The organism is Mycobacterium sp. NPDC050551 (assembly GCF_040674075.1).
GTDB lineage: Bacteria > Actinomycetota > Actinomycetes > Mycobacteriales > Mycobacteriaceae > Mycobacterium.
In genome coordinates, this window is record NZ_JBFARC010000004.1 from 221,360 (window position 1) to 243,040 (window position 21,681).

The 21,681-nt window shown below is 70.3% G+C and carries 26 protein-coding genes and 1 pseudogene; 13 read left to right on the top strand and 14 right to left on the bottom strand.

Annotation, left to right across the window (positions count from 1 at the left end):
- Nucleotides 1-27: 27 nt before the first annotated feature.
- Complete coding sequence (locus AB0K11_RS17535; RefSeq protein WP_364979187.1) at nucleotides 28-828, top strand: trypsin-like serine protease; 801 nt, start codon at nucleotides 28-30, stop codon at nucleotides 826-828.
- A gap of 4 nt (nucleotides 829-832) precedes the next feature.
- Here AB0K11_RS17535 and sthA read toward each other — a convergent pair whose 3' ends face one another.
- Nucleotides 833-2,239: a Si-specific NAD(P)(+) transhydrogenase gene (sthA, locus tag AB0K11_RS17540; protein ID WP_364980429.1), complete on the bottom strand. Its 1,407-nt coding sequence runs from the start codon at nucleotides 2,237-2,239 to the stop codon at nucleotides 833-835.
- A 178-nt stretch (nucleotides 2,240-2,417) separates the two neighbouring features.
- Between sthA and AB0K11_RS17545 the strand changes: the two genes are divergently transcribed.
- Nucleotides 2,418-3,464 carry a DUF4192 domain-containing protein gene (locus AB0K11_RS17545; RefSeq protein WP_364979190.1) on the top strand — a complete coding sequence of 349 codons (1,047 nt, stop codon included), beginning with the start codon at nucleotides 2,418-2,420 and terminating at the stop codon, nucleotides 3,462-3,464.
- A gap of 3 nt (nucleotides 3,465-3,467) precedes the next feature.
- Here the strand turns inward: AB0K11_RS17545 and AB0K11_RS17550 are convergent, their stop codons facing one another.
- The 3 genes from AB0K11_RS17550 to AB0K11_RS17560 form a co-directional block, all read right to left on the bottom strand.
- Nucleotides 3,468-4,160: an iron dependent repressor, metal binding and dimerization domain protein gene (locus AB0K11_RS17550; protein WP_364979193.1), complete on the bottom strand. Its 693-nt coding sequence runs from the start codon at nucleotides 4,158-4,160 to the stop codon at nucleotides 3,468-3,470.
- 163 nt (nucleotides 4,161-4,323) lie between these two features.
- Nucleotides 4,324-5,313, bottom strand: a complete 990-nt coding sequence (locus tag AB0K11_RS17555; RefSeq protein WP_364979196.1) for a sigma-70 family RNA polymerase sigma factor — start codon at nucleotides 5,311-5,313, stop codon at nucleotides 4,324-4,326.
- Between the two features lie 118 nt (nucleotides 5,314-5,431).
- Nucleotides 5,432-5,833, bottom strand: a complete 402-nt coding sequence (locus AB0K11_RS17560; protein WP_364979199.1) for a DUF3099 domain-containing protein — start codon at nucleotides 5,831-5,833, stop codon at nucleotides 5,432-5,434.
- A gap of 77 nt (nucleotides 5,834-5,910) precedes the next feature.
- On the opposite strand from AB0K11_RS17560, the gene AB0K11_RS17565 reads away from it, so the two are divergent.
- A complete protein-coding gene (locus AB0K11_RS17565) occupies nucleotides 5,911-6,147 on the top strand; it encodes a DUF3039 domain-containing protein (RefSeq protein ID WP_269896162.1) in 237 nt (78 codons plus the stop codon).
- Here the strand turns inward: AB0K11_RS17565 and AB0K11_RS17570 are convergent.
- Nucleotides 6,144-7,154 carry a YihY/virulence factor BrkB family protein gene (locus AB0K11_RS17570; protein WP_364979204.1) on the bottom strand — a complete coding sequence of 337 codons (1,011 nt, stop codon included), beginning with the start codon at nucleotides 7,152-7,154 and terminating at the stop codon, nucleotides 6,144-6,146. The two genes, AB0K11_RS17565 and AB0K11_RS17570, sit on opposite strands and share 4 nt — an antisense overlap.
- A 63-nt stretch (nucleotides 7,155-7,217) precedes the next feature.
- Nucleotides 7,218-7,409: a hypothetical protein gene (locus tag AB0K11_RS17575; RefSeq protein WP_264015306.1), complete on the bottom strand. Its 192-nt coding sequence runs from the start codon at nucleotides 7,407-7,409 to the stop codon at nucleotides 7,218-7,220.
- Nucleotides 7,410-7,564: 155 nt separating this feature from the next.
- On the opposite strand from AB0K11_RS17575, the gene AB0K11_RS17580 reads away from it, so the two are divergent.
- The gene (locus AB0K11_RS17580) at nucleotides 7,565-7,954 is read left to right on the top strand and encodes a DUF952 domain-containing protein (protein ID WP_364979208.1); all 390 of its coding nucleotides are present in this window, start codon (nucleotides 7,565-7,567) and stop codon (nucleotides 7,952-7,954) included.
- On the opposite strand, the gene AB0K11_RS17585 is transcribed toward AB0K11_RS17580, so the two are convergent.
- On the bottom strand, nucleotides 7,903-8,310 hold the full coding sequence (locus AB0K11_RS17585; protein ID WP_364979211.1) for a Rid family hydrolase: 408 nt from the start codon (nucleotides 8,308-8,310) through the stop codon (nucleotides 7,903-7,905). The genes AB0K11_RS17580 and AB0K11_RS17585 overlap by 52 nt on opposite strands.
- Nucleotides 8,307-9,401: a methyltransferase gene (locus AB0K11_RS17590; protein ID WP_364979214.1), complete on the bottom strand. Its 1,095-nt coding sequence runs from the start codon at nucleotides 9,399-9,401 to the stop codon at nucleotides 8,307-8,309. The genes AB0K11_RS17585 and AB0K11_RS17590 overlap by 4 nt, the downstream gene beginning before the upstream one ends.
- 83 nt (nucleotides 9,402-9,484) lie before the next feature.
- Here AB0K11_RS17590 and AB0K11_RS17595 point away from each other — a divergent pair, with 83 nt between their 5' ends.
- The gene (locus tag AB0K11_RS17595; protein ID WP_364979217.1) at nucleotides 9,485-11,374 is read left to right on the top strand and encodes a BTAD domain-containing putative transcriptional regulator; all 1,890 of its coding nucleotides are present in this window, start codon (nucleotides 9,485-9,487) and stop codon (nucleotides 11,372-11,374) included.
- Here the strand turns inward: AB0K11_RS17595 and AB0K11_RS17600 are convergent.
- Nucleotides 11,347-11,952 (bottom strand): response regulator transcription factor, encoded by a 606-nt coding sequence (locus AB0K11_RS17600; protein ID WP_364979219.1) that lies wholly within the window; start codon nucleotides 11,950-11,952, stop codon nucleotides 11,347-11,349. The genes AB0K11_RS17595 and AB0K11_RS17600 overlap by 28 nt on opposite strands.
- Before the next feature lie 229 nt (nucleotides 11,953-12,181).
- Here AB0K11_RS17600 and AB0K11_RS17605 point away from each other — a divergent pair, with 229 nt between their 5' ends.
- A complete protein-coding gene (locus tag AB0K11_RS17605) occupies nucleotides 12,182-12,553 on the top strand; it encodes a hypothetical protein (RefSeq protein WP_364979222.1) in 372 nt (123 codons plus the stop codon).
- On the opposite strand, the gene AB0K11_RS17610 is transcribed toward AB0K11_RS17605, so the two are convergent.
- Complete coding sequence (locus AB0K11_RS17610) at nucleotides 12,550-14,049, bottom strand: RNA polymerase sigma factor (RefSeq protein WP_364979225.1); 1,500 nt, start codon at nucleotides 14,047-14,049, stop codon at nucleotides 12,550-12,552. The genes AB0K11_RS17605 and AB0K11_RS17610 overlap by 4 nt on opposite strands.
- 204 nt (nucleotides 14,050-14,253) lie before the next feature.
- Nucleotides 14,254-15,063: a polyphosphate--glucose phosphotransferase gene (ppgK, locus tag AB0K11_RS17615; protein ID WP_364979228.1), complete on the bottom strand. Its 810-nt coding sequence runs from the start codon at nucleotides 15,061-15,063 to the stop codon at nucleotides 14,254-14,256.
- 139 nt (nucleotides 15,064-15,202) lie between these two features.
- On the opposite strand from ppgK, the gene AB0K11_RS17620 reads away from it, so the two are divergent.
- Complete coding sequence (locus tag AB0K11_RS17620) at nucleotides 15,203-16,051, top strand: inositol monophosphatase family protein (protein WP_364979231.1); 849 nt, start codon at nucleotides 15,203-15,205, stop codon at nucleotides 16,049-16,051.
- Nucleotides 16,052-16,060: 9 nt separating this feature from the next.
- Here AB0K11_RS17620 and cei read toward each other — a convergent pair whose 3' ends face one another.
- Nucleotides 16,061-16,717 (bottom strand): envelope integrity protein Cei, encoded by a 657-nt coding sequence (gene cei / locus AB0K11_RS17625; RefSeq protein ID WP_364979234.1) that lies wholly within the window; start codon nucleotides 16,715-16,717, stop codon nucleotides 16,061-16,063.
- A gap of 178 nt (nucleotides 16,718-16,895) precedes the next feature.
- Here cei and AB0K11_RS17630 point away from each other — a divergent pair, with 178 nt between their 5' ends.
- Nucleotides 16,896-17,198: a DUF4193 domain-containing protein gene (locus tag AB0K11_RS17630; protein ID WP_090344025.1), complete on the top strand. Its 303-nt coding sequence runs from the start codon at nucleotides 16,896-16,898 to the stop codon at nucleotides 17,196-17,198.
- A 7-nt stretch (nucleotides 17,199-17,205) separates the two neighbouring features.
- Here the strand turns inward: AB0K11_RS17630 and AB0K11_RS17635 are convergent, their stop codons facing one another.
- Nucleotides 17,206-17,703: a DUF3093 domain-containing protein gene (locus AB0K11_RS17635; protein ID WP_364979239.1), complete on the bottom strand. Its 498-nt coding sequence runs from the start codon at nucleotides 17,701-17,703 to the stop codon at nucleotides 17,206-17,208.
- Between the two features lie 25 nt (nucleotides 17,704-17,728).
- Between AB0K11_RS17635 and dut the strand changes: the two genes are divergently transcribed.
- Nucleotides 17,729-18,193 (top strand): dUTP diphosphatase, encoded by a 465-nt coding sequence (gene dut, locus AB0K11_RS17640; protein ID WP_264015294.1) that lies wholly within the window; start codon nucleotides 17,729-17,731, stop codon nucleotides 18,191-18,193.
- On the top strand, nucleotides 18,193-18,942 hold the full coding sequence (locus tag AB0K11_RS17645) for a DUF3710 domain-containing protein (protein ID WP_364979242.1): 750 nt from the start codon (nucleotides 18,193-18,195) through the stop codon (nucleotides 18,940-18,942). Before dut ends, AB0K11_RS17645 begins: the two co-directional genes overlap by 1 nt.
- A 57-nt stretch (nucleotides 18,943-18,999) precedes the next feature.
- Here the strand turns inward: AB0K11_RS17645 and AB0K11_RS17650 are convergent, their stop codons facing one another.
- Nucleotides 19,000-19,698, bottom strand: a complete 699-nt coding sequence (locus tag AB0K11_RS17650) for an alpha/beta hydrolase (RefSeq protein ID WP_364979245.1) — start codon at nucleotides 19,696-19,698, stop codon at nucleotides 19,000-19,002.
- A 168-nt stretch (nucleotides 19,699-19,866) separates the two neighbouring features.
- Between AB0K11_RS17650 and AB0K11_RS17655 the strand changes: the two genes are divergently transcribed.
- From AB0K11_RS17655 to AB0K11_RS17665, 3 genes and pseudogenes are all read left to right on the top strand, one after another.
- Entirely contained in the window at nucleotides 19,867-20,238 is a 372-nt protein-coding gene (locus AB0K11_RS17655) for an OB-fold nucleic acid binding domain-containing protein (RefSeq protein ID WP_269896147.1), read from the top strand.
- A 76-nt stretch (nucleotides 20,239-20,314) separates the two neighbouring features.
- Nucleotides 20,315-20,968, top strand: a complete 654-nt coding sequence (locus AB0K11_RS17660) for a DUF3159 domain-containing protein (protein ID WP_364980432.1) — start codon at nucleotides 20,315-20,317, stop codon at nucleotides 20,966-20,968.
- Between the two features lie 18 nt (nucleotides 20,969-20,986).
- Nucleotides 20,987-21,550, top strand: a pseudogene (locus tag AB0K11_RS17665) (MFS transporter); the annotation flags it as partial.
- Nucleotides 21,551-21,681: the final 131 nt, after the last annotated feature.

The window sequence follows — 21,681 nt, forward strand, 5'->3', positions numbered from 1 at the left end:
GCCAGCGTCGTCGGGCACCATCGGTCCATGCGTGGGTCCACGGTCGCGGCCGCCCTGCGGAAGACCGCAGTCCTGGCGGCGCTGCCCGCCGTCGTCCTTGTCGGCTGTACCAGTCCGTCCCCGGCCGTGCCGCAGCACGCCGAGGCGCAGGGCGCGCCCGCCGCGGTCGCCCGGCCGGTGTCGGCCGATCCCCGGGTCGGCGCCGTGTTCGTCGGCGACGGTCCCGTCCACACCTGCACCGCCTCGGTGCTGGATTCGGCGCGCGGCGACCTGATCCTGACCGCCGCGCACTGCCTGGTCGACGGCCTCGACGCGACGTTCGTCCCCGGCTTCGACGCCGCCGCGCAGGGCCAGGAGCCGTGGCACCTCGACGCGGTTTACCTCGATCCGCGCTGGATCGACGGGCAGGATCCGCTGGCCGACTACGCGATCGCGCGGGTCAGCCGGGACGCCGGCGACACTCCCGCGCAGCAGGCCGGCGGGGGACTGGCGCTGGGCGTCGCTCCGCGGCCGGGCACGCCGGTGACGGTGACCGGCTATCAGATGGGCATCGGGGGCGGCCCGATCGGCTGCCGGGCATCGACGGCGGTCGCGGCGCACGGGTTCCCTGCCGTGCCGTGCGAGGGCCTGGTGGCCGGGGTGAGCGGCGCGCCGTGGGTCGCCGGCGCGGAGGTCACCGGACTGGTCGGCGGTCTCGACGGCGGCGGCTGCGACGAGGACCTGTCGTATTCGCCGCCGTTCGACGGCCACATCGAACGGCTGCTGGCCCGCGCGGAGGCCGGCGGACCCGCCGACGCGGCGCCGGCAGCCGACGACGACGGCTGCTGAGCGCTCAGCGCCGGAACTGATTGAGCGCCCGCAGCTTGTTCATCACGTCGAGCGCGGCCACCTTGTAGGCCTCGGAGAAGGTCGGATAGTTGAAGACGGCGTCGACGAGGTATTCGACTGTGCCGCCGCATCCCATCACGGCCTGTCCGATGTGCACCATCTCGGTGGCACTGGTGCCGAAGATGTGCGCGCCCAGGATCTTCAGGTCGTCGGTCGACACCAGCAGCTTGAGCATGCCGTAGGAGTCGCCTGCGATCTGGCCGCGGGCCAACTCGCGATACCGGGACACCCCGACCTCGTACGGAATCGATTTCTTGGTGAGCTCCACCTCGGTGGCGCCCACATAGGAGACCTCTGGGATGGAGTAGATGCCGATCGGCTGCAGGTCGGTCATCCCCTTGGCCGGTTCGCCGAAGGCGTGGTAAGCGGCCAGCCGGCCCTGGTCCATCGACGTGGCGGCCAGCGCCGGGAAGCCGATCACGTCGCCGACCGCGTAGATGTGGTCCACCACGGTCTGGAAATTGCTGTCGACGAAGATGCGGCCGCGGTTGTCGGCCTCGATGCCTGCCATCGCCGTGTCGAGGTGTTCGGTCTGGCCCTGCCTGCCCGCCGAGTACATGACCGTCTCGGCCGGGATCTGCTTGCCGCTGGCCAGCGTCGTCACCGTGCCTGCGGAGCCGACGTCGACGGCGGTCACCTCCTCGCCGAAGCGGAAGGTGACGGCCAGATCGCGCAGGTGGAACTTCAGCGCCTCGACGATCTCCGGGTCGCAGAAGTCCAGCATCGAGTCGCGCTTCTCCACCACGGTGACCTTGGTGCCGAGCGCGGCGAACATCGACGCGTATTCGATGCCGATGACGCCCGCGCCGACCACCACCATCGAGGTGGGCAGGGACTTCAAGTCCAGGATGCCGTCGGAGTCGAGCACCCGGTGTTCGTCGAACTCGACGCCGGCGGGCCGGGCCGGCTTGGTGCCGGTCGCGATCACGATGTACTCACCGCTGACCCTGGTGTTCTCGCCGCGCGTCGGTTCCTCGACCAGCAGGGTGTGCGGGTCGATGAACCGGCCGTGCCCCTCGATCAGGTCGATCCGGTTGCGCATCAGCTGGCTGCGCACCACGTCCTGCTCCTTGCCGATGACGTGGCTGGTACGCGCCAGCAGGTCCGCCGGGGTGATCTTCTCCTTCACCCGGTAGCTCGCCCCGTACAGTTCGCGCTGGCTCATCCCGGTGAGGTACACAACGGCCTCGCGCAGCGTCTTCGACGGGATGGTGCCGGTGTTGACGCACACCCCGCCCAGCATCCGGCCACGTTCGACGACGGCGACCGACTTGCCGAGCTTGGCGGCCGCGATGGCGGCCTTCTGCCCGCCCGGACCTGAACCGATGACGACGAGGTCGTACTCCAGCATCGAACCCATGGCAAAAGGTGTACGCCGGTTGTGACGATCTCGCATGCCGACGACACCGAAGACTTCGTGAACACCCAGCGGGCCGGGTCTGTCCACAGTCGCCGGTTCATCCCCAGGTCGCCCCGAACGGGCCGGTGCGCGGCCGCTTTCGACGGTGCCGCCGACGAGCGTTGCGGCCATGACCTCATCGCAGCAGTTCGGTTACCGGCTCAACCATCCCGGCAGGCTGATCGCCGCCGTACCCGCCGTCCTGGGCTTCGTGCCCGAGCAGTCCCTGGTCCTCGTCACCGTGCACCACGGCGACCTCGGCGGGGTACTGCGGGTCGACCTGTCAGACGGACTCGCCGCCTCGATCGACGACCTGGCGAGGGTCGCGGCCGCGGCGGCGCCGGACGCGGTGGTCGCCGTGATCGTCGACGAATGCGGCGCCGACTGCGAGCCGTGCAACGACGCCCATCGCGAGCTCGTCGACCGTCTCGACGCGGCCCTGGCCGAGTACGGCATCGACCTGCTCGACGCCCACGTGGTGGACCGGGTCGCCGCGGGCGGACGCTGGCACTCGGTGGGCGGTTGCGCCGGCGGGCCGGTCGACGACCCGTCCGCGTCACCGCTGGCGGCCGCCGCGGTGCTGGACGGCCGGCGGCTGTACCGCAGCCGTGCCGAACTCGAGGCGGTGCTCGACCCGGAGCCGGCCCGCAGCGAGGAGCTGATCGAGATGATCCGCCGCCGCGCGCAGGACCGCCGCGCGCCCCGTCCGGATGCGGTGTTGCGCAGCGAGATCGAGGACACGATCGCCGCCGCGCGAGGGCTGGGCGACGGCCGGCGGCCCGACGACACGCAGATGGCCGCGATGGCCTGCGCCCTGACCGACCCGTCGGTGCGGGACACGTTGTACGCGTTGGCGATCGGACAGGACGCGGATCTGGCGGAGGCGCTGTGGGTACTGCTGTCGCGCATGCTGCCGCCGCCGTGGCGGAACGAGGCCCTGGTGCTGCTGGCCTTCTCCGCCTACGCCAGGGGAGACGGTCCGCTGGCCGGTGTGGCGCTGGAGGCCGCGCTGCGCCTCGACCCCCGGCACCGGATGGCCGGCATGCTCGACCAGGCGCTGCGATCGGGGATGCGGCCCGATCAGATCCGTGAACTCGCGCTCACCGGGTACCGGATGGCCGACCGGCTGGGAGTGCGGCTGCCGCCGCGCACCGGGGTACGCCGCCGCAGCGGTTGAGCGTCAGACCTTCTCGACCTTGACGGCGTGCGCCATGTGGTGGGGCAGCTCGACCTGCTCGTGGCCCGGGATCACGATGTTGACGCCGCCGTGGTCGGTGGCCTCGACGGTGACGCGGGCGTTGGGCACCACGCCGGCGTCCTTGAGGCGGGCGATCAGGTCGGCGTCGCCCTGGACGTGCTCGGTGAGCTGGCGCACAACGACCGCGACCGGCATGCCGGCCGGCAGTTCGGTCAGCCGGACCAGGCTCACCTGTTCGGCGCCGGGGAAGCCGGCCAGACCGAGTTCCGAGAGGCCGGGGATCGGGTTACCGAACGGCGAGGTGGTCGGGTTGTCGAGCACCTGGATGAGCCGGCGTTCGACGTCCTCGCTCATCACGTGTTCCCAGCGACAGGCCTCGGCGTGCACTTCCTCCCACGGCAGGCCGATGACGTCGACCAGGAGCCGCTCGGCGAGCCGGTGCTTGCGCATCACGGCGACAGCCAACTGGCGGCCCTTGTCGGTGAGCTCGAGATGGCGGTCACCGGCCACCTGGAGCAGGCCGTCACGCTCCATCCGCGAGACGGTCTGGCTGACCGTCGGTCCGCTCTGATCGAGCCGCTCGGCGATACGGGCGCGCAGGGGCACCACGCCCTCTTCCTCGAGGTCGTAGATCGTCCGCAGATACATCTCGGTGGTGTCGACCAGATCATTCATTGCGCGCAGCCCTCCGTCCTGCGAAAGTCTACCGTTCCCAGGGCCTGCGCAGCGGTGCATCATCGCGCCGACACGCGCCGCAGGCGGCAGCGACGGGTCCGCCTATTGCCGGCGGACCCGTCGCTGTATGTCGAAATCTCGGCCGGTGGCACCGGCCGGCGAGCTAGCTGGCGTAGGAGCGCAGCCGGTCTGCGCGCTCGCCGTTGCGCAGCTTGGACATCACTTCGCGCTCGATCTGGCGAACCCGCTCGCGCGACAGACCGAACAGCTTGCCGATCTGGTCGAGCGTGCGGGGCTGGCCGTCGTCGAGCCCGAACCGCAGCCGGATCACCTGCTGCTCACGCTCGTCGAGCGTGGCGAGCACGTGCCGGATGTCGGTGTGCAGGAGTTCGGAGATCACCGCGTTCTCCGCCGACATCGCCTCGGCGTCCTCGATGAAGTCGCCGAGCGGCGCCTCCTCGTCGCTGCCGACGGGCATGTCCAGGCTCACCGGATCGCGGCTGTGCTCGAGCAGGTCGGCGATCTTCTCGGCGGGGATGCCCGACTCCTCGGCCAGCTCCTCGTCGGTGGCCTCGCGTCCGAGGTTCTGGTGCATCTCACGCTTGATTCGAGCCAGCTTGTTGACCTGCTCGACGAGGTGGACGGGCAGCCGGATGGTGCGGCTCTGGTCGGCCATGCCGCGGGTGATCGCCTGCCGGATCCACCAGGTGGCGTATGTCGAGAACTTGAATCCCTTGGCGTAGTCGAACTTCTCCATCGCGCGGATCAGACCGAGGTTGCCCTCCTGGATCAGGTCCAGCAGCGGCATGCCGCGCCCGGTGTAGCGCTTGGCCAGCGACACCACCAGTCGCAGGTTGGCCTCCAGCAGGTGCCTGCGGGCCGCCTCGCCGTCGCGGACCACCGCGGCCAGGTCGCGCTTGCGCGCCTCGCCGAGCCGCTTCCTGGTGTCGAGCAGATGCCGTGCGTACAGGCCGGCCTCGATGCGCTTGGCCAACTCCACCTCGTCCGCGGCATTCAGCAGCGCAGTCTTGCCGATGCCGTTGAGATACACGCGCACGAGGTCGGCGGCTGGGCTCTGAGCGTCCAGATCGCTCTCGATGCGGCTAAAGGTGGCATTTGCCATGACGGCCTCCTGCTCGGCTAGAACTGTCATGAGCTTTAACGCCCAAGTGCCGCTAGTAGTTCCCGCCCCGCCGCCGCTTCACACGTTTTGATCAGGGGTTTTTCGGTGACGACCTGAGAATGTCCTGAGGAAAACGAGCGTCGGGAGCTCAGCCCGGGACGTCGTATTCGGACTCCGAGGAATCCGGTTGCGGCGCCGAGGACGGCCGGTATTCGAGCGCGGGTCGTTCGGCCGTCGGGAAGAGCGGGATGCGCCGCCCGTGCGCGTAGCGGCGGGGTTCCTCCGCGCGGCGCGGTGGGCGGTCGTTGGCGATTAGGACGGCCATCCACGGCAGCGGCACCGACACCAGGATGATGGCCAGCGACACCAGGCCGTTCTCCCAGATGTCGTAGGCGACCGCCGCGAGGATAAGCGCCGGGATCCGGAACGCCATCAGCGAGAGGTACTTGCGCACGCGGGCGCGGTGTTGGTCTTCGTAGGCCGGTGCGGCGCGGGTGATCAGCACGGGCCGACCCTCGTCGTCGAAACCCAGCTCCTGGCCGTGTTTCATACTTCCACTCTGGCACAGCCGGGTCCCGCTGCGCTCGTGGGATTTCTTACCGATCCATTGCCAGGCACAATGGTCACATGCAGACCGACACCATCGAGCGCACCGAGACCGACGAACAGGTCGACGACGGCACCGACAGTGACCGGCCGAAGTTCTTCCACTACGTGAAGAAGGACAGGATCGCCGAAAGCGCCGTCATGGGCACCCATGTCGTCGCGCTGTGCGGCGAGGTGTTCCCGGTCACCCGCAGCGCCAAGCCCGGTTCCCCGGTCTGCCCGGACTGCAAGCGAATCTTCGAGCAGCTCAAGACCTAGTCCGCGGGTCGCGGTGCGGCCACGCTCGGATCGGCGGCCGCCGGAGTGCTCGCGGGCTTCGACACGGCGACCGTCGCCGTGGAGTTCATCGACTCGGCCTTCTCTCCGAGCCAGCCGCGGAGCCGGTGCGCATGAGTCACCGGCGCCGGCCACTCCTCCTGGATGGCGGCGTTGAGTTCGGCGCCGATCATGATCGCGAAGCCGAGGAAGAACGCGAACAACAGGAACGCGATCGGGGTGGCAAGCGCACCGTAGGTGTATCCGGTGCTGGTGATGTACGTCAGGTACACCCGCAGGCCCAGCGTCGCGATCAGGAACACCACCGTGGCCAGCGCCGCCCCGAGCAGCAGGCGGTGCGACGGCAGCGGTTTCGGCAGCGCCACCCGGTAGAGCAGGTTCACCGCGATCATCAGGCTCAGGAACAACAGCGGCCAATACCCGTAGCGCAGCACGTGGTCCCAGCTGTCGGGGATGAACTGCGCGATCTTCTGCGGGCCGAGCGCGAGCAGCGGTGCGGTCGCGATCGCCAGCACCAGCGCCACCACGTAAAGGCCCAACGCGTAGAACCGTTGACGCACCGGGTGTCGCAGCGGCGTCTGGTCGTGTGCCTCCACGATCGAGTCGACGAACGCCGACACCGCCGACGAGCCGGCCCACAGCGAGATGACGAACCCCACCGAGACCACCTCGCCGCGGGCGCCCTGGACGATGTCGCGCACCGTCGGCTCGATGATCTCGTTGACGACGTTCCGCGAGAAGAAGCTGTTCGCCGTGCTGATGATCTGGTCCTGGATGGCGGGCAGCGTCTCCGCGCCGAACAGCGGCGCGATGTAGGCCAGGCTGCCGAGCATCCCGAGCAGCAGCGGCGGCAAGGACAGCGCGCACCAGAACGCCGCCTGGGCCGACTCCGAGAAGATCGAGTCGTCCCAACTCTTCGACAGAGTGCGTCGAGTGGTTCGCCAGATGTGATGACGCGACGGGGGGATCGGAGCCGGCTGGTCAGTCATGACCAGACCAGCATTACCGAAGAAATGCGCTACTGCCCATAAGCGGTGCTCGCCGAAGTGGCCCTACGAGTCCGACGGGCTCACTTCGATGATCGCGGCGAGCTCGACCAGCTTGGCCTCGTGCTCGTTGGCATGGTGCTGACAGAACAGCAGCTCGGAACCCGAAGGCAGCTTCGCGCGCACCCGGGCGGCGGCACCGCAGCGATCGCAGCGATCAGCCCGGGTGAGTTCGGGACTGGTCAGAGTTGCGGTCATGGCTCCTCCGTTTCTAGCCGGCGCGGTGCGGGATCATGCCCTACCGCGTATCTCTACTGTGTCAGACGTATTCGGTTCCGGCCTTGTTCCCCGGGGGTTCACCGGTGTGTCGTGTCTCACGTCACCCCGTGTTGCCAGGAGGGCAGGCTAGTCGTATGTACCCAGATTCAGCGCCGAAACCACCCGCGAGGACGCCTTTGCTGGTGCACCTCTGCGCGGCCGTGGAGTGGCAGGTCGCGCAGGATCGCGGCGAACACCGCCCCGCGTCGCTCGACGCGGTGGGCTTCGTGCACCTGTCCGCGCCGGGCCAGGTGCACCTGCCGGCCAACCGGCTTTACGCCGGGCGCACCGACCTGGTGCTGCTGCACATCGACCCCGCGAGGCTGTCGGCGGAGGTGCGATGGGAGCCGGGTGTGCCCACCGATCCCGGCGGCATGCTGTTCCCGCACCTGTACGGACCGCTGCCGGTGGCGGCGGTGCTGCAGGTCACGCCCTATCTGCCTGGCGACGACGGGGTGTTCCCGCCGGCCGGGGAGCCGACGTAGGCGTCGGCCTCCACCTCGACGAGGAGTTCCGGCGCGATGAGCGCCGACACCTCGATCATCGTGGTGACCGGGCGGATGTCACCGAACACCTCGGCGTGCACGGCGCCGACCTCGCGCCAGCACGAGATGTCGGTGACGTACATCCGGGTGCGCACCACGTCGGACAGCGTCGCGTCCACCTCGGCCAGGGCAGCGGCGATCCGCCGCAGCGCGTCCCTTGTCTGTGCCGCGGCGCCGGCGCCGGCGCCGGTGGTGCCCGCCACCACGACCATCGGGCCGACCCGCACGGCCCGCGAGTAGCCGACCGCATACTCGTACTCCGAACCCGAACCGACCGCGATGCGGTCGGATGTCACACCGGTACCGCTTCGATGATCGACAGCGGGGTCACGGTGTCGATCACCCGCTGCAGGCGGAAGCCCGAGCGGGCGAGCAGGTTCGCGTACTCGGCCCTGGTGCGTTCCTTGCCGCCGGCGGTGACGAGCATCTCGAGGTCGAGCATCAGGCCGATGAACGACGACGGCCGTTCCGGCAGCACCATCTCCAGCAGGAGCAGCTTGCCGCCGTCGGCGATCGAGGTGCGGATGGTGCGCAGGATGTGCACCGCGTCGTCGTCGTACCAGTCGTGGATGATGTTCTTCATCACGTAGACGTCGCCGCCGTCGGGCACCGACTCCATGAACGAACCGCCGGCCGTCGTGGTGCGGTCGGCGACGCCGGCCGCCGCGAGTGTCGGGGCTGCGTTCTCCACCACGGAGGGCTGGTCGAACAGCACGCCCCTCGCGTCGGGCGCACTGCGCAGGATGGTCGACAGCAGTGCGCCGTGCCCGCCGCCCACGTCGACCACCAGCTTCGAGCCGGCGAAGTCGTAGCAACTCAGCGCGGCCTCGTCGGTCAGCCCGCTGGTGGCCGTCATCGCCCGGTTGAACACCTCGGCGAACTCCGGGTTCGCGGCGAGGAAGTCCCACACGGGCATGCCGCGCAGCATCTCGGTGGCCGTCTGTCCGGTGCGCACGGAGTGCTCCAGGTTGCCCCAATCCTCCCAGCGCAGCGGGTGCCCGATGAACAGCACCATGTCGCGCAGCGTGCCGTCGGAGTCCGAGCGCAGGGCGTCCCCGACGCGGGTCAGTGCGAACCGGCCGTCGCGGCGCTGTGTCAGCACACCCTTGCCTGCGAGCGCCCGCATCAGCCGGTACACGGACTCGGGGTGGGCGCCGATCCTCTTGGCGACGTCGTTCGCGTGCGCGGGTCCACTCGCCAGCTGATCGGGGATGCCGAGTTTCGCCGCCGTGTAGAGGGCCGCCGTCGTCCACGCCCCGGTGGCGAGTTCGAGCATCGCGATGTTGCCCGGCACGGTGGACCGGTGCAGCTTCTGCAGGCCGGCGCGGACCTTGTCGACTGCGGCGATCAGTCGTGCCGGCGGGGCTTTGAAAGACTTCTCGGGCACGTGGCCGAACTTTACCGGCGAGTGCGCAAGTCGAGTAGTCGACTACTCGAACCCCCCCGGTGAGGCGGTCATACGCTGCGCCCGTGGGGTGCCCGACGGATACGACGACATGCACGGTGTTGCGGGAGAAGTTGCGCACACCCGAGCCGGCAGGCCTTGTCCGCGACCGGCTGACGGCACCGGCCGCGACCACGATGGTGGTGGCGCCTGCCGGCTGCGGGAAGACGACCCTGCTGTCACATCTGGCCGCCACGGCGCAGGTGCCCGTGGGGTGGTACGGCATCACCGAGGACGACACCTACGAGGACCGGTTCGTCGCGCATCTCGCCGGTGCGCTCGGCCGGTTGGTGGCGGTCGTTGACGTGACCTCGGTGGCCGGACTGCTCGCGGCTCTCGACCGGTGGACCGGTCCTGGTGCGGTGCTGTTCCTCGACGACGTGCACACGATCGCCGGTACGGCGGCCGAACGGGCACTCGAGCGGTTCCTGGCGTTGCGGCCCCCCCGGCTGCGGGTCGTCTGCGCGTCGCGGCGCACACCCGGTGTCAACGTCCCGCGGCTGCGGGTATCCGGGTCGCTCGGCGAGATCGGCTGCGACGACCTGCGATTCCGCACGCCGGAGATCGAGGAGTTGTTCGCCGCGGTCTACGGCGCCCCACTTCCGCACGACGCCGCCATCGCACTGGCGCGCTGCACCGGCGGATGGGCGGCCGCGCTGTGGCTGTTCCAACTGGCCACCGCGCAGCGCAGCGCCGCCGACCGGCACCGTGCCGTCGCGCATCTCGGTGGTCGGTGCCGATTCGTCCGGTCCTACCTGGATCGCGACGTCATCGGTCAGCTGTCCGCGGACCGTCGCGAATTCCTGCTCCGCACAGCGCCGTTGGAGCGAATGTCAGGTGAGGTCTGCGACGCACTGCTCGGCGTGACCGGCAGTCACCGCATCCTTGCCGAGCTCGAGGCGGCGCAACTGTTCACCTCGACTGACGACGGCGGCAGGCACTTCCGCTATCACGAGGTGTTGCGCACCCATCTCGAACTGGCCCTCGTCGAGGAGTACGGCGTGACCGAGGCGCGGCAGTGGTACCGGCGCTGCGCGCAGGTGCTGGAGCGGTTCGCCGAACCGCGTTCCGCGATGGCGGCCTATGCCAAGGCCGGCGAAGGCGTGCAGGTGTCACGATTGACGAGAACCGTCGAGTCGGGCGAATTGGGCGGGGCGGCAACGCCGGCCGTGCTGATCCGGTGCTTCGGCGAGTTCGGGATCGAGGCGGGCGGGCGGGCCGTCGCACTGGGCGCCCTGCGGCCGCAGGCGCGCCGTGTGCTGCAGATACTGGCGATGGCGCCCGGCCGCGACCACCACTGCGAGTACCTCGAGGACCTGCTGTGGCCCGGGGTGTCGCATCCGGTCGCCACGCACCGGCTGCAGGTGGCGGTGTCCAGCGCGCGCCGCGTACTCGTCGACCATGGCGTGGGAATCGACAGGCGTGGTGAGTCCTACCGGCTGTGCCTGCCTGCGTCCGCGGCGGTCGACGTCGGGGCGTTCGCCGACGCCGTCGCACGGGCGGGCATGCTGGCGGCGCGTGGTGACGTCGCCGGCCGCATGGCGGCCCGCCGGGCGGCCCTCGACCAGTACACCGGCGACCTGCTACCCGAGTTGACCGGCATGTCGCACATCGAGGTCGAGCGGGATCGATTGCGGCACAGGGCGGCCGCGGTGGCCGCGGCGCTGGCGGCCGACCACCTGGCGCTCGGCAAGCACGACCAGGCGCTGGCCGCCGCCGAGCGTTCGTTGCAGCTCGAAGCCGAGCAGGACACCGCATGGCTGGTGCTGGCCGACCTGCACGCCCAGCTCGGGGACGAGGGGTCGGCCGAGTGCGTGCGCCGCGAACACGCCCGGATCCGCGCCGAACTCGGGGTGCCGACGCTCGTGCGCCGGAGCCGGGCGGCGGGTCAGATGAGGCCCTCGCGCACCGCGTAGGCGACGGCGTGCGAGCGGTTGCGTAGCTGCAGCCGGGTGGTGACGCCGTGCAGCACGTTCTTCACCGTGCGCTGGCTGTAGCACAGCGTGCGGGCGATCTCGTCGGTGTCGAGGCCCTCGGCGACCAGGCGCAGCACGTCGGCCTCGCGCTGCGACAGCTTGTCGAGGTGCGGCGTGCCCGTCCGCCGCGGGGTCCCGCCCGTCCGGTCGAGCAGGTCGCGGGGCAGGACGCGACGGCCCGCGGCGACGTCGCCCACGGTGCGCACGAGGACGTCGGATGTCGCTTGTGTGCGTCGCAGCACGCCGCTGACGCCGGCCTCGGCCGCCGTCGTCAGGGTCTCGTGGTCGACGGCGCCCAACAGCAGAAGAGTATGGCGCACACCGGCTTTACGCAGTGAGCGAAGAATCCGCACCGTTGCGTCGTCCAGCACGTCGGCCACGGCGATCGCGACGTCGGCGCCGTGCAGGCCGGCGGAGCCGACCACCTCGACCTCGGCCCTGGGGCGCAGTTGGCTGACGACGCCGGCCTCGAGAATCGGATCATCGGCGTACACGTAGGTGCTCACTGGTCGCGACATTGCGGACTTCCTCCCGGTCGGTCGTATGGGAGGAAGTATCCGCACGGGCCTCAACAACGGCTCAACGCCGCGGGCGGGCCGCTCAACACACCACCCTCACCCCGCGGACAGCAAAACCTTACCGATGGCGAGCGGAATGTGGCTCGTCGTCGATTCCGGATACGTCCGGACATCGCAACCATGGGTGAACGACAGGGGTACAACACAACCGAACATCTCAGGAGCCGACATGAGCGTCACAGGTCGTAGAGCACATCGCTGGGTTTCGCCGGTCATCGGCGCAGCGGCGATCGCGCTACTGGCGGTCATCCCGACCGCGGGCGCCGAACCCCGCGAGTGGGACATCGGGGACTTCGACAGCTGCGAACGAAATCAGCCGCCGAGCAACAGCGTCGAGGAGTACATCGAGCACGTGCAGTGGTGCTGCTTCAGGTCCGGCGGTGACTGGAACGCGGCGACCAGCACGTGCGTCGCTCCGCCGGCCGCGGCCTCGCCGATCCGCAGGCCCGGCGGGATCGTCATCCCGGATCAGGTGCTGGTCGAGAACGGCGTGCCCGGGAATCCCGGCCCGCCGGTACCCGCCGGCGGGACGGTCGACTAGTCGAGGTAGTCGCGCAACACCTGAGAACGGCTCGGGTGACGCAACTTCGACATCGTCTTGCTCTCGATCTGGCGGATCCGCTCGCGGGTCACGCCGTACACCTGGCCGATCTCGTCAAGGGTGCGCGGCTGGCCGTCGGTGAGCCCGAAGCGCAGCCGGACGACGCCCGCCTCGCGCTCGGAGAGCGTCTCCAGCACCGACTGCAGCTGATCCTGCAGCAGGGTGAAGCTCACCGCGTCGACGGCGACGACGGCCTCGGAGTCCTCGATGAAGTCGCCGAGCTGCGAGTCGCCCTCGTCGCCGATGGTCTGGTCCAGCGAGATCGGCTCACGCGCGTACTGCTGGATCTCCAGCACCTTCTCCGGCGTGATGTCCATTTCCTTGGCCAGCTCTTCGGGCGTGGGCTCGCGGCCCAGGTCCTGAAGGAGCTCGCGCTGGATGCGGCCGAGCTTGTTGATGACCTCCACCATGTGCACCGGGATGCGGATGGTGCGGGCCTGATCGGCCATCGCCCTGGTGATGGCCTGCCGGATCCACCACGTCGCGTAGGTCGAGAACTTGTAGCCCTTGGTGTAGTCGAACTTCTCCACCGCGCGGATCAGGCCGAGGTTGCCCTCCTGGATGAGGTCCAGGAACGCCATCCCGCGGCCGGTGTAGCGCTTGGCCAGCGAGACCACCAGGCGGAGGTTCGCCTCGAGCAGGTGGTTCTTGGCGCGGTCGCCGTCCCGGCAGATCCACTGCATGTCGCGGCGCTGCTGCACCGGCAGCTTCTCGCCCTTGTCGGCGAGCTCGGTCAGCTTCTGCGTGGCGAACAGACCGGCCTCGATGCGCTTGGCGAGCTCGACCTCCTCCTCCGCGTTGAGCAGCGCGACCTTGCCGATCTGCTTCAGGTACGCGCGTACCGAGTCGGCGGAGGCGGTGAGCTCGGCGTCCTTGCGGGCCTGCCGCAGCGCCTCGGATTCCTCTTCGTCCCAGACGAAGTCGCCGGACGCCTTGTCCTTCTCGGACGGCTCGGCGATCTCTTCCTCTTCGACCGGGGCGGCCGTCTCCACCTTGGCGGCCACGGCGGGGGTCTTCGCCGCGTCGGCCCCTGCGGCGGGTTCCTCGTCGTCGGTGTCCAGATCGTCGAGGTCGATCTCGGGCTCGTCGATCGCCTCGAGGTCCTCGCCGGGTTCTGCCTCGACGTCGTCGGTCGTCTCGATGTCGGTGTCCTCGACGAGGCTCTCCTCGCCGGCACCGGCCTCGGGTGCGGTCGACTTCTTCGCGCGGGTCTTGGCGGGTCCCTTGGCGGCGGCCTTGGCAGGCTTGGCGCCTGCGCGGGCCTTGGGCGCCGCACCGTTCTCGGCCTTGGCCGCGCGGGCGGGAGCCTTGGCGGCGCGCTTGGCGGGCGCCGATCCGTTGGCGGTCTTCGCCGGGGCGGCTCTCTTGGCGGGAGTCTTGGTGGCGGTGCGCTTCACCGGCTCGTCGGTTGCCGGGCTTGCCTTGGTCGCTGCCACGTACACCCTTTCGGTCGTGCGTACTCCGGTCTGCGCAGGCGTGCGCCACCGAAAGCGTCTGCTATGTCGAATGCGGCGTTGTATCTACTGGGGATTACCCGCCGCTATTCGGTAGGCGGCCGCCTCGACCATTGTAACGACAGTGTGTGGTAACGCCGCCTCGAGCGGCAAATCCGGCCCGCCCCGCGCGTGTCCGGCGAAAAGTTACTTGGCAGTAGAGGTGACGTCGACCGCTGCCGCCATCGCGGCGCCGACGATGCCCGCGGTGTTCTGCAGAGTGGCCGCCACCACAGGGGTGCGGTTCTTCAGCAGCGGGATCCACTTGTCCGCCTTGCGGCTGATGCCGCCGCCGGCGATGAAGAGGTCGGGCCAGATCGCATTCTCGATCGCCACGAGCACCTTGGTGACCTCCTCGGACCACCGCTCGTAACTCCAGTCCTTGCGTTCCTTCACCGACGACGCGGCCCGGTGCTCGGCTTCCTTGCCGCCCACCTCGAGGTGGCCGAACTCGGTGTTGGGCAGCAGGGCGCCGTTGTGGATCACCGCGGACCCGATGCCGGTGCCGAAGGTCAGTAGGACGATGACGCCGGTGTTGTCACGCCCCGCGCCGAACCGCTCTTCGGCCAGCCCGGCCGCGTCGGCGTCGTTGAGCACCGTGACCCTCTGACCGCCGAGTTCGGCGGCGATCGCCTCGGCGGCGTTCGTGCCGATCCACGCCTTGTCGACATTGGCCGCGGTGCGCACGACCCCTCCGGTCACCACGCCGGGGTAGGTGACGCCCAGGTGCTCGGTCCAGCCGAACTCGCGGACCACGGCGGCGATGGTCTTGGCCACCGCGTCGGGCGTGGCGGGTTGCGGGGTGGCCAGCTTGAAGCGTTCGCCGATCAGTGCCCCGGTGTCGAGGTCGACCACGCCGCCCTTGACCCCGCTGCCGCCGACGTCGATGCCGAATCCGCGCCGCTGCGAGTCACCGCCGGCGTCCGGGTCTGCGACGGGGGACTCAGTGGCGGTCATAGGCGCTCCTTCAGCACACGGCCGGCGGGTACCCGGCAAGCGTCTCGCGTTCCACACACTATCGGCTCGACCATGCTCCCGCGTGACTGTCGGGCAACCGGTCGGCGACATTCCGCGCCGAAAGTGGTGCGATGGCGCAGTGACCGAAATCCACAGTGACCCGGTGACGCTGCGCGAGGTGGCCGACCAGTTGGCCGACGAGGCCGCGGCATTCGTCCGGCGCAGGCGCGCCGAGGTGTTCGGCGCGGCGGGCCCGTCGGACGGGGGTGCGGTGCGGTCGAAGAGCAGCCGCACCGATCCCGTGACGATCGTCGACACCGAGACCGAACGGTTGTTGCGGGAGCGGCTCGCCGTGTTACGCCCCGGCGAGCACGTGCTGGGCGAGGAGGAGGGCGGCGCGGCCGGGGTGCGCGCCGGACGGATCACCTGGGTGCTCGACCCGATCGACGGCACGGTGAACTTCGTCTACGGCATCCCGGCGTACGCGGTGTCGGTGGCCGCCCAGCTCGACGGCGAATCGGTGGCGGGCGCCGTCGCCGACGTGGCGGCGGGGGTGGTGTACTCCGCAGCGCGCGGCCATGGGGCGCAGGCGCGGGACGGCGTCGGTACCCGCCCGCTGCGGTGCAGCGACGCCGACGAGCTGGCGCTGGCGCTGCTGGGCACCGGTTTCGGCTACGCGCCGCAGCGGCGCCGGGAGCAGGCCGAGATCCTGACCCGCGTGCTGCCGCTGGTGCGTGACATGCGGCGCATCGGCTCGTGTGCCCTCGACCTGTGCATGGTCGCCGCCGGCCGGCTCGACGCCTACTACGAGGACGGCGTCAACGTGTGGGACTGGGCGGCGGGTGCACTGATCGCCGCGGAGGCCGGTGCCAGGCTGTCGCTGCCGCCGCCCGACGGCGGGGTGGGCGGCGCAGGCCTGGTCGTCGCCGCCGCGCCCGGTGTGGCCGCCGAATTGACCGACGTGCTCCGCGGGGCGGGGCTGGGCTGAGGCCGCCCGTCAGCAGCCCGTGCCGTGGATCTTCTCGACCAGCGTGGGATCGGCGGCCGCGGTCGCGTCCGGGCGCAGGCTGGCCAGCACCGCCTCGATGTCGTCGCTGGCGTTCAGTTCGCTGAACTCGGTGCCGATCGCCAGATCCACGACCGGGTCGGGGCGCTCGTCCTCGAACAACTCGGCGCAGGGCGCCACCAGCCAGAGCGCCGCCGCGGCGGCCCGGCCGGAGGGCCCGAACCGGATCTGGCCGTGGCATTCGAGCCGGGTACTCGCGTACACGGCGTCGTTGGCCGCCTCGGGCTGTGCGAAGCCGAGGTCGCGCAGCGCGCCGGCCACCTCGGCGGCCTGCCCGCCCTGCCCGCTGGCGTTGAGCACGCGGATCCGCGTGTCGGCGAGCTTGGCCGGCTCGACCTCGACCATGTCCGCGCCCGACACCTGGGTGCCCAGGGGCGGCGGCGTGGGTTCACCGGGCGCAGGCGCGGGCGGCCGGTTGCACACCGCCGCCTGGACGACATCGGGGGCCTGGTTCAGCGCCATCGACCACACCAGCATGGTCACCACCGCGAGCGCTGCCAGCGTGATCAGCGCGGGCAGGTAGTTGCGGCGACGGAACGGCCGACCGTGCTTGTCGAAGGCCGTGCCCTCGGTGATGTGGGAAACCACGTCTAGCACTCTAAGGCCTGGTGAGACGAAGGTTGTCTGCGGTGGGAGGCCACCCGGAGCAGCACTGTGATGTAAATCACAATGGAACGTGTGGCAGTACGGGCACGAATCGTTTGGGGAATGCGTTCGACGCTGGTACAAAGCACTGCTGCAAGATTTGATGGAGGGGACGAGGACGATGGCTACCGACTATGACGCTCCACGCCGCACGGAGACCGACGACGTCTCCGAGGATTCGCTCGAGGAGCTGAAGGCGCGGCGCAACGAAGCCCAGTCGGCCGTCGTCGACGTCGACGAGTCCGAATCGGCCGAGTCGTTCGAGCTGCCCGGCGCCGACCTCTCGGGAGAGGAGCTGTCGGTTCGGGTCATCCCGAAGCAGGCCGACGAGTTCACCTGTTCGAGTTGTTTCCTCGTGCACCACCGCAGCCGGCTCGCCAGTGAGAAGAACGGCATGATGATCTGCAGCGACTGCGCTGCCTGACGTCGGCTCAATCCTTGCGCAGCGCGGCGAGCACCCGGTCCGGGTGCCGCGTGCTGATCAACCAGTACGGCGTCGGGTCGTCCGGGTCGTCGAGCACCAGCAGGATCATCGGGCCGACCCACGCCCGGTGCACGACGTAGGCCGCCGGGTCGAGCTGTCGGCCCAGTGCCGCCGTCTTCGCCGACCGCGGGACCTCCGCGGACCGGGCGACGACGTCGACCGGCAGGTGCGCCTCGTTCACCCACAGTTCCGGACCGGAGTCGGGGCTCGTCTCGGGGCCGGGCAGCACCACCCGCACCTCGGTCCTGCTGAACCACACCAGGACCGCGGCGGCGACCGGCAACAGCACCGCGAACGGAAGCCAACCGGGCGCACTCCGTACGCCCAGGGTCACCTCGTACGCGATCAGCGCGCCGAGCCCCAGCCCGGGCAGCCACCACCACCACGGCACCCACAACCGCTCGCGGTAGCGCACCGTTTGTGTGGTCGCGCGCGTGTCTGACACGCGGGCCAGAGTAATCTGTGACGTCGTGTCCACCTCTCTGGCGGTTGTGCGCCTGGACCCCGACCTGCCGATGCCCAGCCGAGCCCATGACGGCGATGCGGGTGTCGACCTGTTCAGCGCCCAGGACGTCGAACTGGCTCCCGGCCAGCGCGCACTCGTGCCCACCGGCGTCGCCGTCGCCATCCCGCACGGGATGGTGGGGCTGGTGCACCCGCGCTCGGGTCTGGCTGCGCGCGTGGGACTTTCGATCGTCAACAGCCCCGGCACAGTTGATGCCGGCTATCGCGGCGAGATCAAGGTGGCACTGATCAACACCGACCTGCAGACCCCCATCGTCGTGCGCCGCGGCGACCGGATCGCCCAGCTGCTGGTGCAGCGGGTGGAACTACCCGATCTGGTCGAGGTGGCCTCGTTCGACGAGGCCGGTCTGGCAGGCACCACCCGTGGCGAAGGCGGCCACGGTTCCTCCGGCGGACATGCGAGTTTGTGATGGCATTCGGGAAACGTAAGAGCAGGGACGACATCGAGGCAGAATCCTCGGAGGCCGCGGCGGCCGCCGAAGCCGCCGAAGCGGAACTCGAGGGCCCGTTCGACATCGACGACTTCGACGATCCGGCCGTCGCGGAACAGGGCAGGCTCGATCTTGGGTCGGTGCTGATCCCGATGCCCGCCGCCGGCCAGGTGCAGGTGGAACTCAACGAGGGCGGCGTGCCGAGCGCGGTGTGGGTGGTGACGCCCAACGGCCGGTTCACCGTCGCCGCGTATGCCGCCCCGAAGTCCACCGGACTGTGGCGTGAGGTCGCCGGCGAGCTGGCCGACTCGCTGCGCAAGGACTCCGCCGAGGTGCGCATCCAGGACGGTCCGTGGGGCCGCGAGGTGGTCGGCACCGCCAGCGGTGTGGTGCGGTTCATCGGGGTCGACGGCTACCGCTGGATGATCCGCTGCGTCGTCAACGGGGTCGCCGAATCGGTGGACGCGCTGGCCGAGGAGGCACGCACCGCTCTGCGCGACACCGTGGTGCGGCGTGGTGACACGCCGCTGCCGGTGCGCACGCCGCTACCGATCCAGCTGCCCGAGCCGATGGCCGCACAGCTGCGTGCTGCGGCCGCCGCACAGTCGGGCGAACAGCAGCCGCAGGCCCCGGAGGCCGAGGAGCAGCAGCCGCCGCCCGAGCCGACCGCCAGGCGCAGCGCCCAGGGCTCGGCGATGCAGCAGCTGCGCACCATCACCGGCGGCTAGGTTCTCCCGTGATTTCGGCGCGCTGACGTTCGCCCGGCGAACGTGTCCGCGCCGAAATCACGCTTCTTGCAGGGCGGCCAGGCACGCCGCGCCCAGCACCGCCGGGTCGGCGCCCATCTCGTCGAGGGTGACCGTGCGCAGCGCCGCGCGCGGCGCCGCCGACACCCACTCGAAGCCGACCTCGACCGGATGCACCGGGTCGTCGGTCGCCGCGGCCACGCCCATCGGCGCCGCCAGCCGCTCGAGTTGTGGACACGTCGGCGCGACGTAGCAGGCCGCCTCGTCCATCGCCTCGGGCAGACCGGGCCACTGGCCCACCCACGACCGGGTCAGCTCGTCGGCCAACCATGCCGGGCTCGAGGCGCGCATCTGGGCGGTGGCCGCGGCCAGTCCGTCGCGGCGCAGCACCTCCGCCGAGTACCGGGCCGTGGCCGCGGCGGGCGCCGTCTCGGGGGAACCGGTCCACGGCGGCAGCGCGGCCAGGACGGCCACCGCGAGGCCGGGATTGTCGAGCGCCCACGCTGCGGCCACCGCCGCACCGATGGACACCCCGCCGACGGCGATCGGGCCCTCGCGGGCCGCCTCGTCCAGCGCCTCCCGGTAGCCGTCGACGAGCCGGTCCGGCCGGGGCGGGGGTGTCATCACGACCGCCCCGACATCGTGCAGGGCCGCGGAGAACGCCCGGTAGACGTAGTCGTCGTCGGACCCGGTTCCGGCCAGCAGCACCGTCGTCACCCCGCGCAGATCGACCGCCATTCCACGATCGTGCCGGGTGCGTCAAGCACGTCGCGCACCGGCTCATGGGGGCCCGCCGCAACGTCGGCGTGGCGCGGCGCACCCCGCGTGGCAAAAGGGAACGCAGAGGTCTACCGTGGCGTTGGATTGGGTAGACCCAGAGTGGATCTGCATTAGTCAGGAGAGACCATGGCCACGGCCGAAGGGTATCTGCGCCGGCTCACCCGACGCCTGACGGAGGACCCCGAGCAACTCGATGTCGAGGAACTCTCCGATGAGGCCGCGGGCACCGGCGCACAGAAGGTGATCGACTGTCAGCGCGGGCAGGAAGTCACGATGGTCGGCACGCTGCGCAGCGTCGAGGCCAACTCGAAGAACTGCGCAGGCGGCGTCCGCGCGGAACTGTTCGACGGCACCGACTCGGTGATGCTGGTGTGGCTCGGCCAGCGCCGCATCCCCGGCATCGAGTCCGGGCGCACCCTGCGGGTGCACGGCCGGATCGGCAAGCTCGAGAACGGCGTCAAGGCGCTGTACAACCCGCACTACGAAATTCAGAAGTGAGCAGGGAGATCCGGAGTTGACTTCGCCCGGAGACCAGCCGGGCAAGCCCACGAGCGCGCAGGCCCTGCTCGCCCAGATGGGCGGCGTCAGCGGTCTGATCTATTCCTCGCTGCCGGTCGTGGTGTTCGTGCCGGTGTCCTCGGCCGCCGGCCTGGTTCCCGCGATCTGCGCGGCGCTCGGCGTGGCCACCCTGATTCTCATCTGGCGCCTGATCCGGCGCGAGACCACCCAGCCCGCGATCTCCGGGTTCTTCGGCGTCGCGTTCTGCGCGCTGATCGCGTACCTGATGGGCGAATCCAAGGGCTACTTCCTGCTGGGCATCTGGATGTCGCTGTTCTGGGCCGCGGTGTTCGGCCTGTCGGTGGTCATCCGCAGGCCCGTCGTCGGCTACATCTGGGGCTGGGTCAACGGCCACGACCGCAGCTGGCGTGATGCACGCAAGGCGGTGCGGGCCTTCGACATCGCCACCCTGTTCTGGGTGCTGGTGTTCGCCTCGCGCTTCGTGGTGCAGGAGCACCTGTACGAATCCGACGAGACCGGCTGGCTGGGCTTCGCCCGCATCGCCATGGGCTGGCCGCTGACCGCCGTCGCCGCGCTGGTCACCTACTTCGCCATCCGGGCGGCTCAGCGCGCGCTGCACGCCGAGCGCGACGGGCACGCCGACCTGGACGCCCCGGACCCCGGCGGGTCCGTCGACGACGCCGAGACCGCAGACGCCCGGACCGACTGACCGGCCGGCGGGCACGCCATGGCCACGACGACGGGGTCCGACCGGTCGCTGATCGCGGTGGCGGTGCTGGCCTCGTTCGTGGCGTTCCTCGACGGTTCGGTGGTCAACCTCGCCCTCCCGGCGATCAGCGCCGACCTCGCACCCGGTTCGACGGGCGGGCTCGCGCTGGAGCAGTGGGTGGTGGACGGGTACCTGCTCGCCCTGGGTGCGCTCATCCTGGTGGCGGGCGCCGTGTCCGACCAGTTCGGCCGGCTCGCCGTGCTGCGGTGGGGCCTGGTCGTCTTCGCGGCCGCGTCGCTGCTGTGCGCGCTGGCGGCCAGCGGATGGCTGCTGGTGGCCGCCCGGTGCCTGCAGGGCGTCGGGGCGGCCTTCCTCGTCCCCAGCTCGCTGGCGCTGATCAACGCCCGGTTCACCGGCGCCGCGCAGGCCCGCGCCATCGGCACCTGGACGGCGTGGACCGGCACCGCCTTCATCGCCGGTCCGCTGCTGGGCGGGGTGCTGGTCGACGCGCTGAGCTGGCGGTGGATCTTCGGGGTCAACGTGATACCGCTGGCGGTCACGCTCTACCTCACCGTCCGGCTGCCCGCCGAGGTGTCGGGGGGCGGGCCGGCGGCGACCGGCGGCGGGGGGGGCGCGGGGGGGGGCCGGCTGAGGAGGGGGCCGCCGCTAGTGGGGGGTTGATTTTATAAAAAATTATATGTAGGTTGTGACGG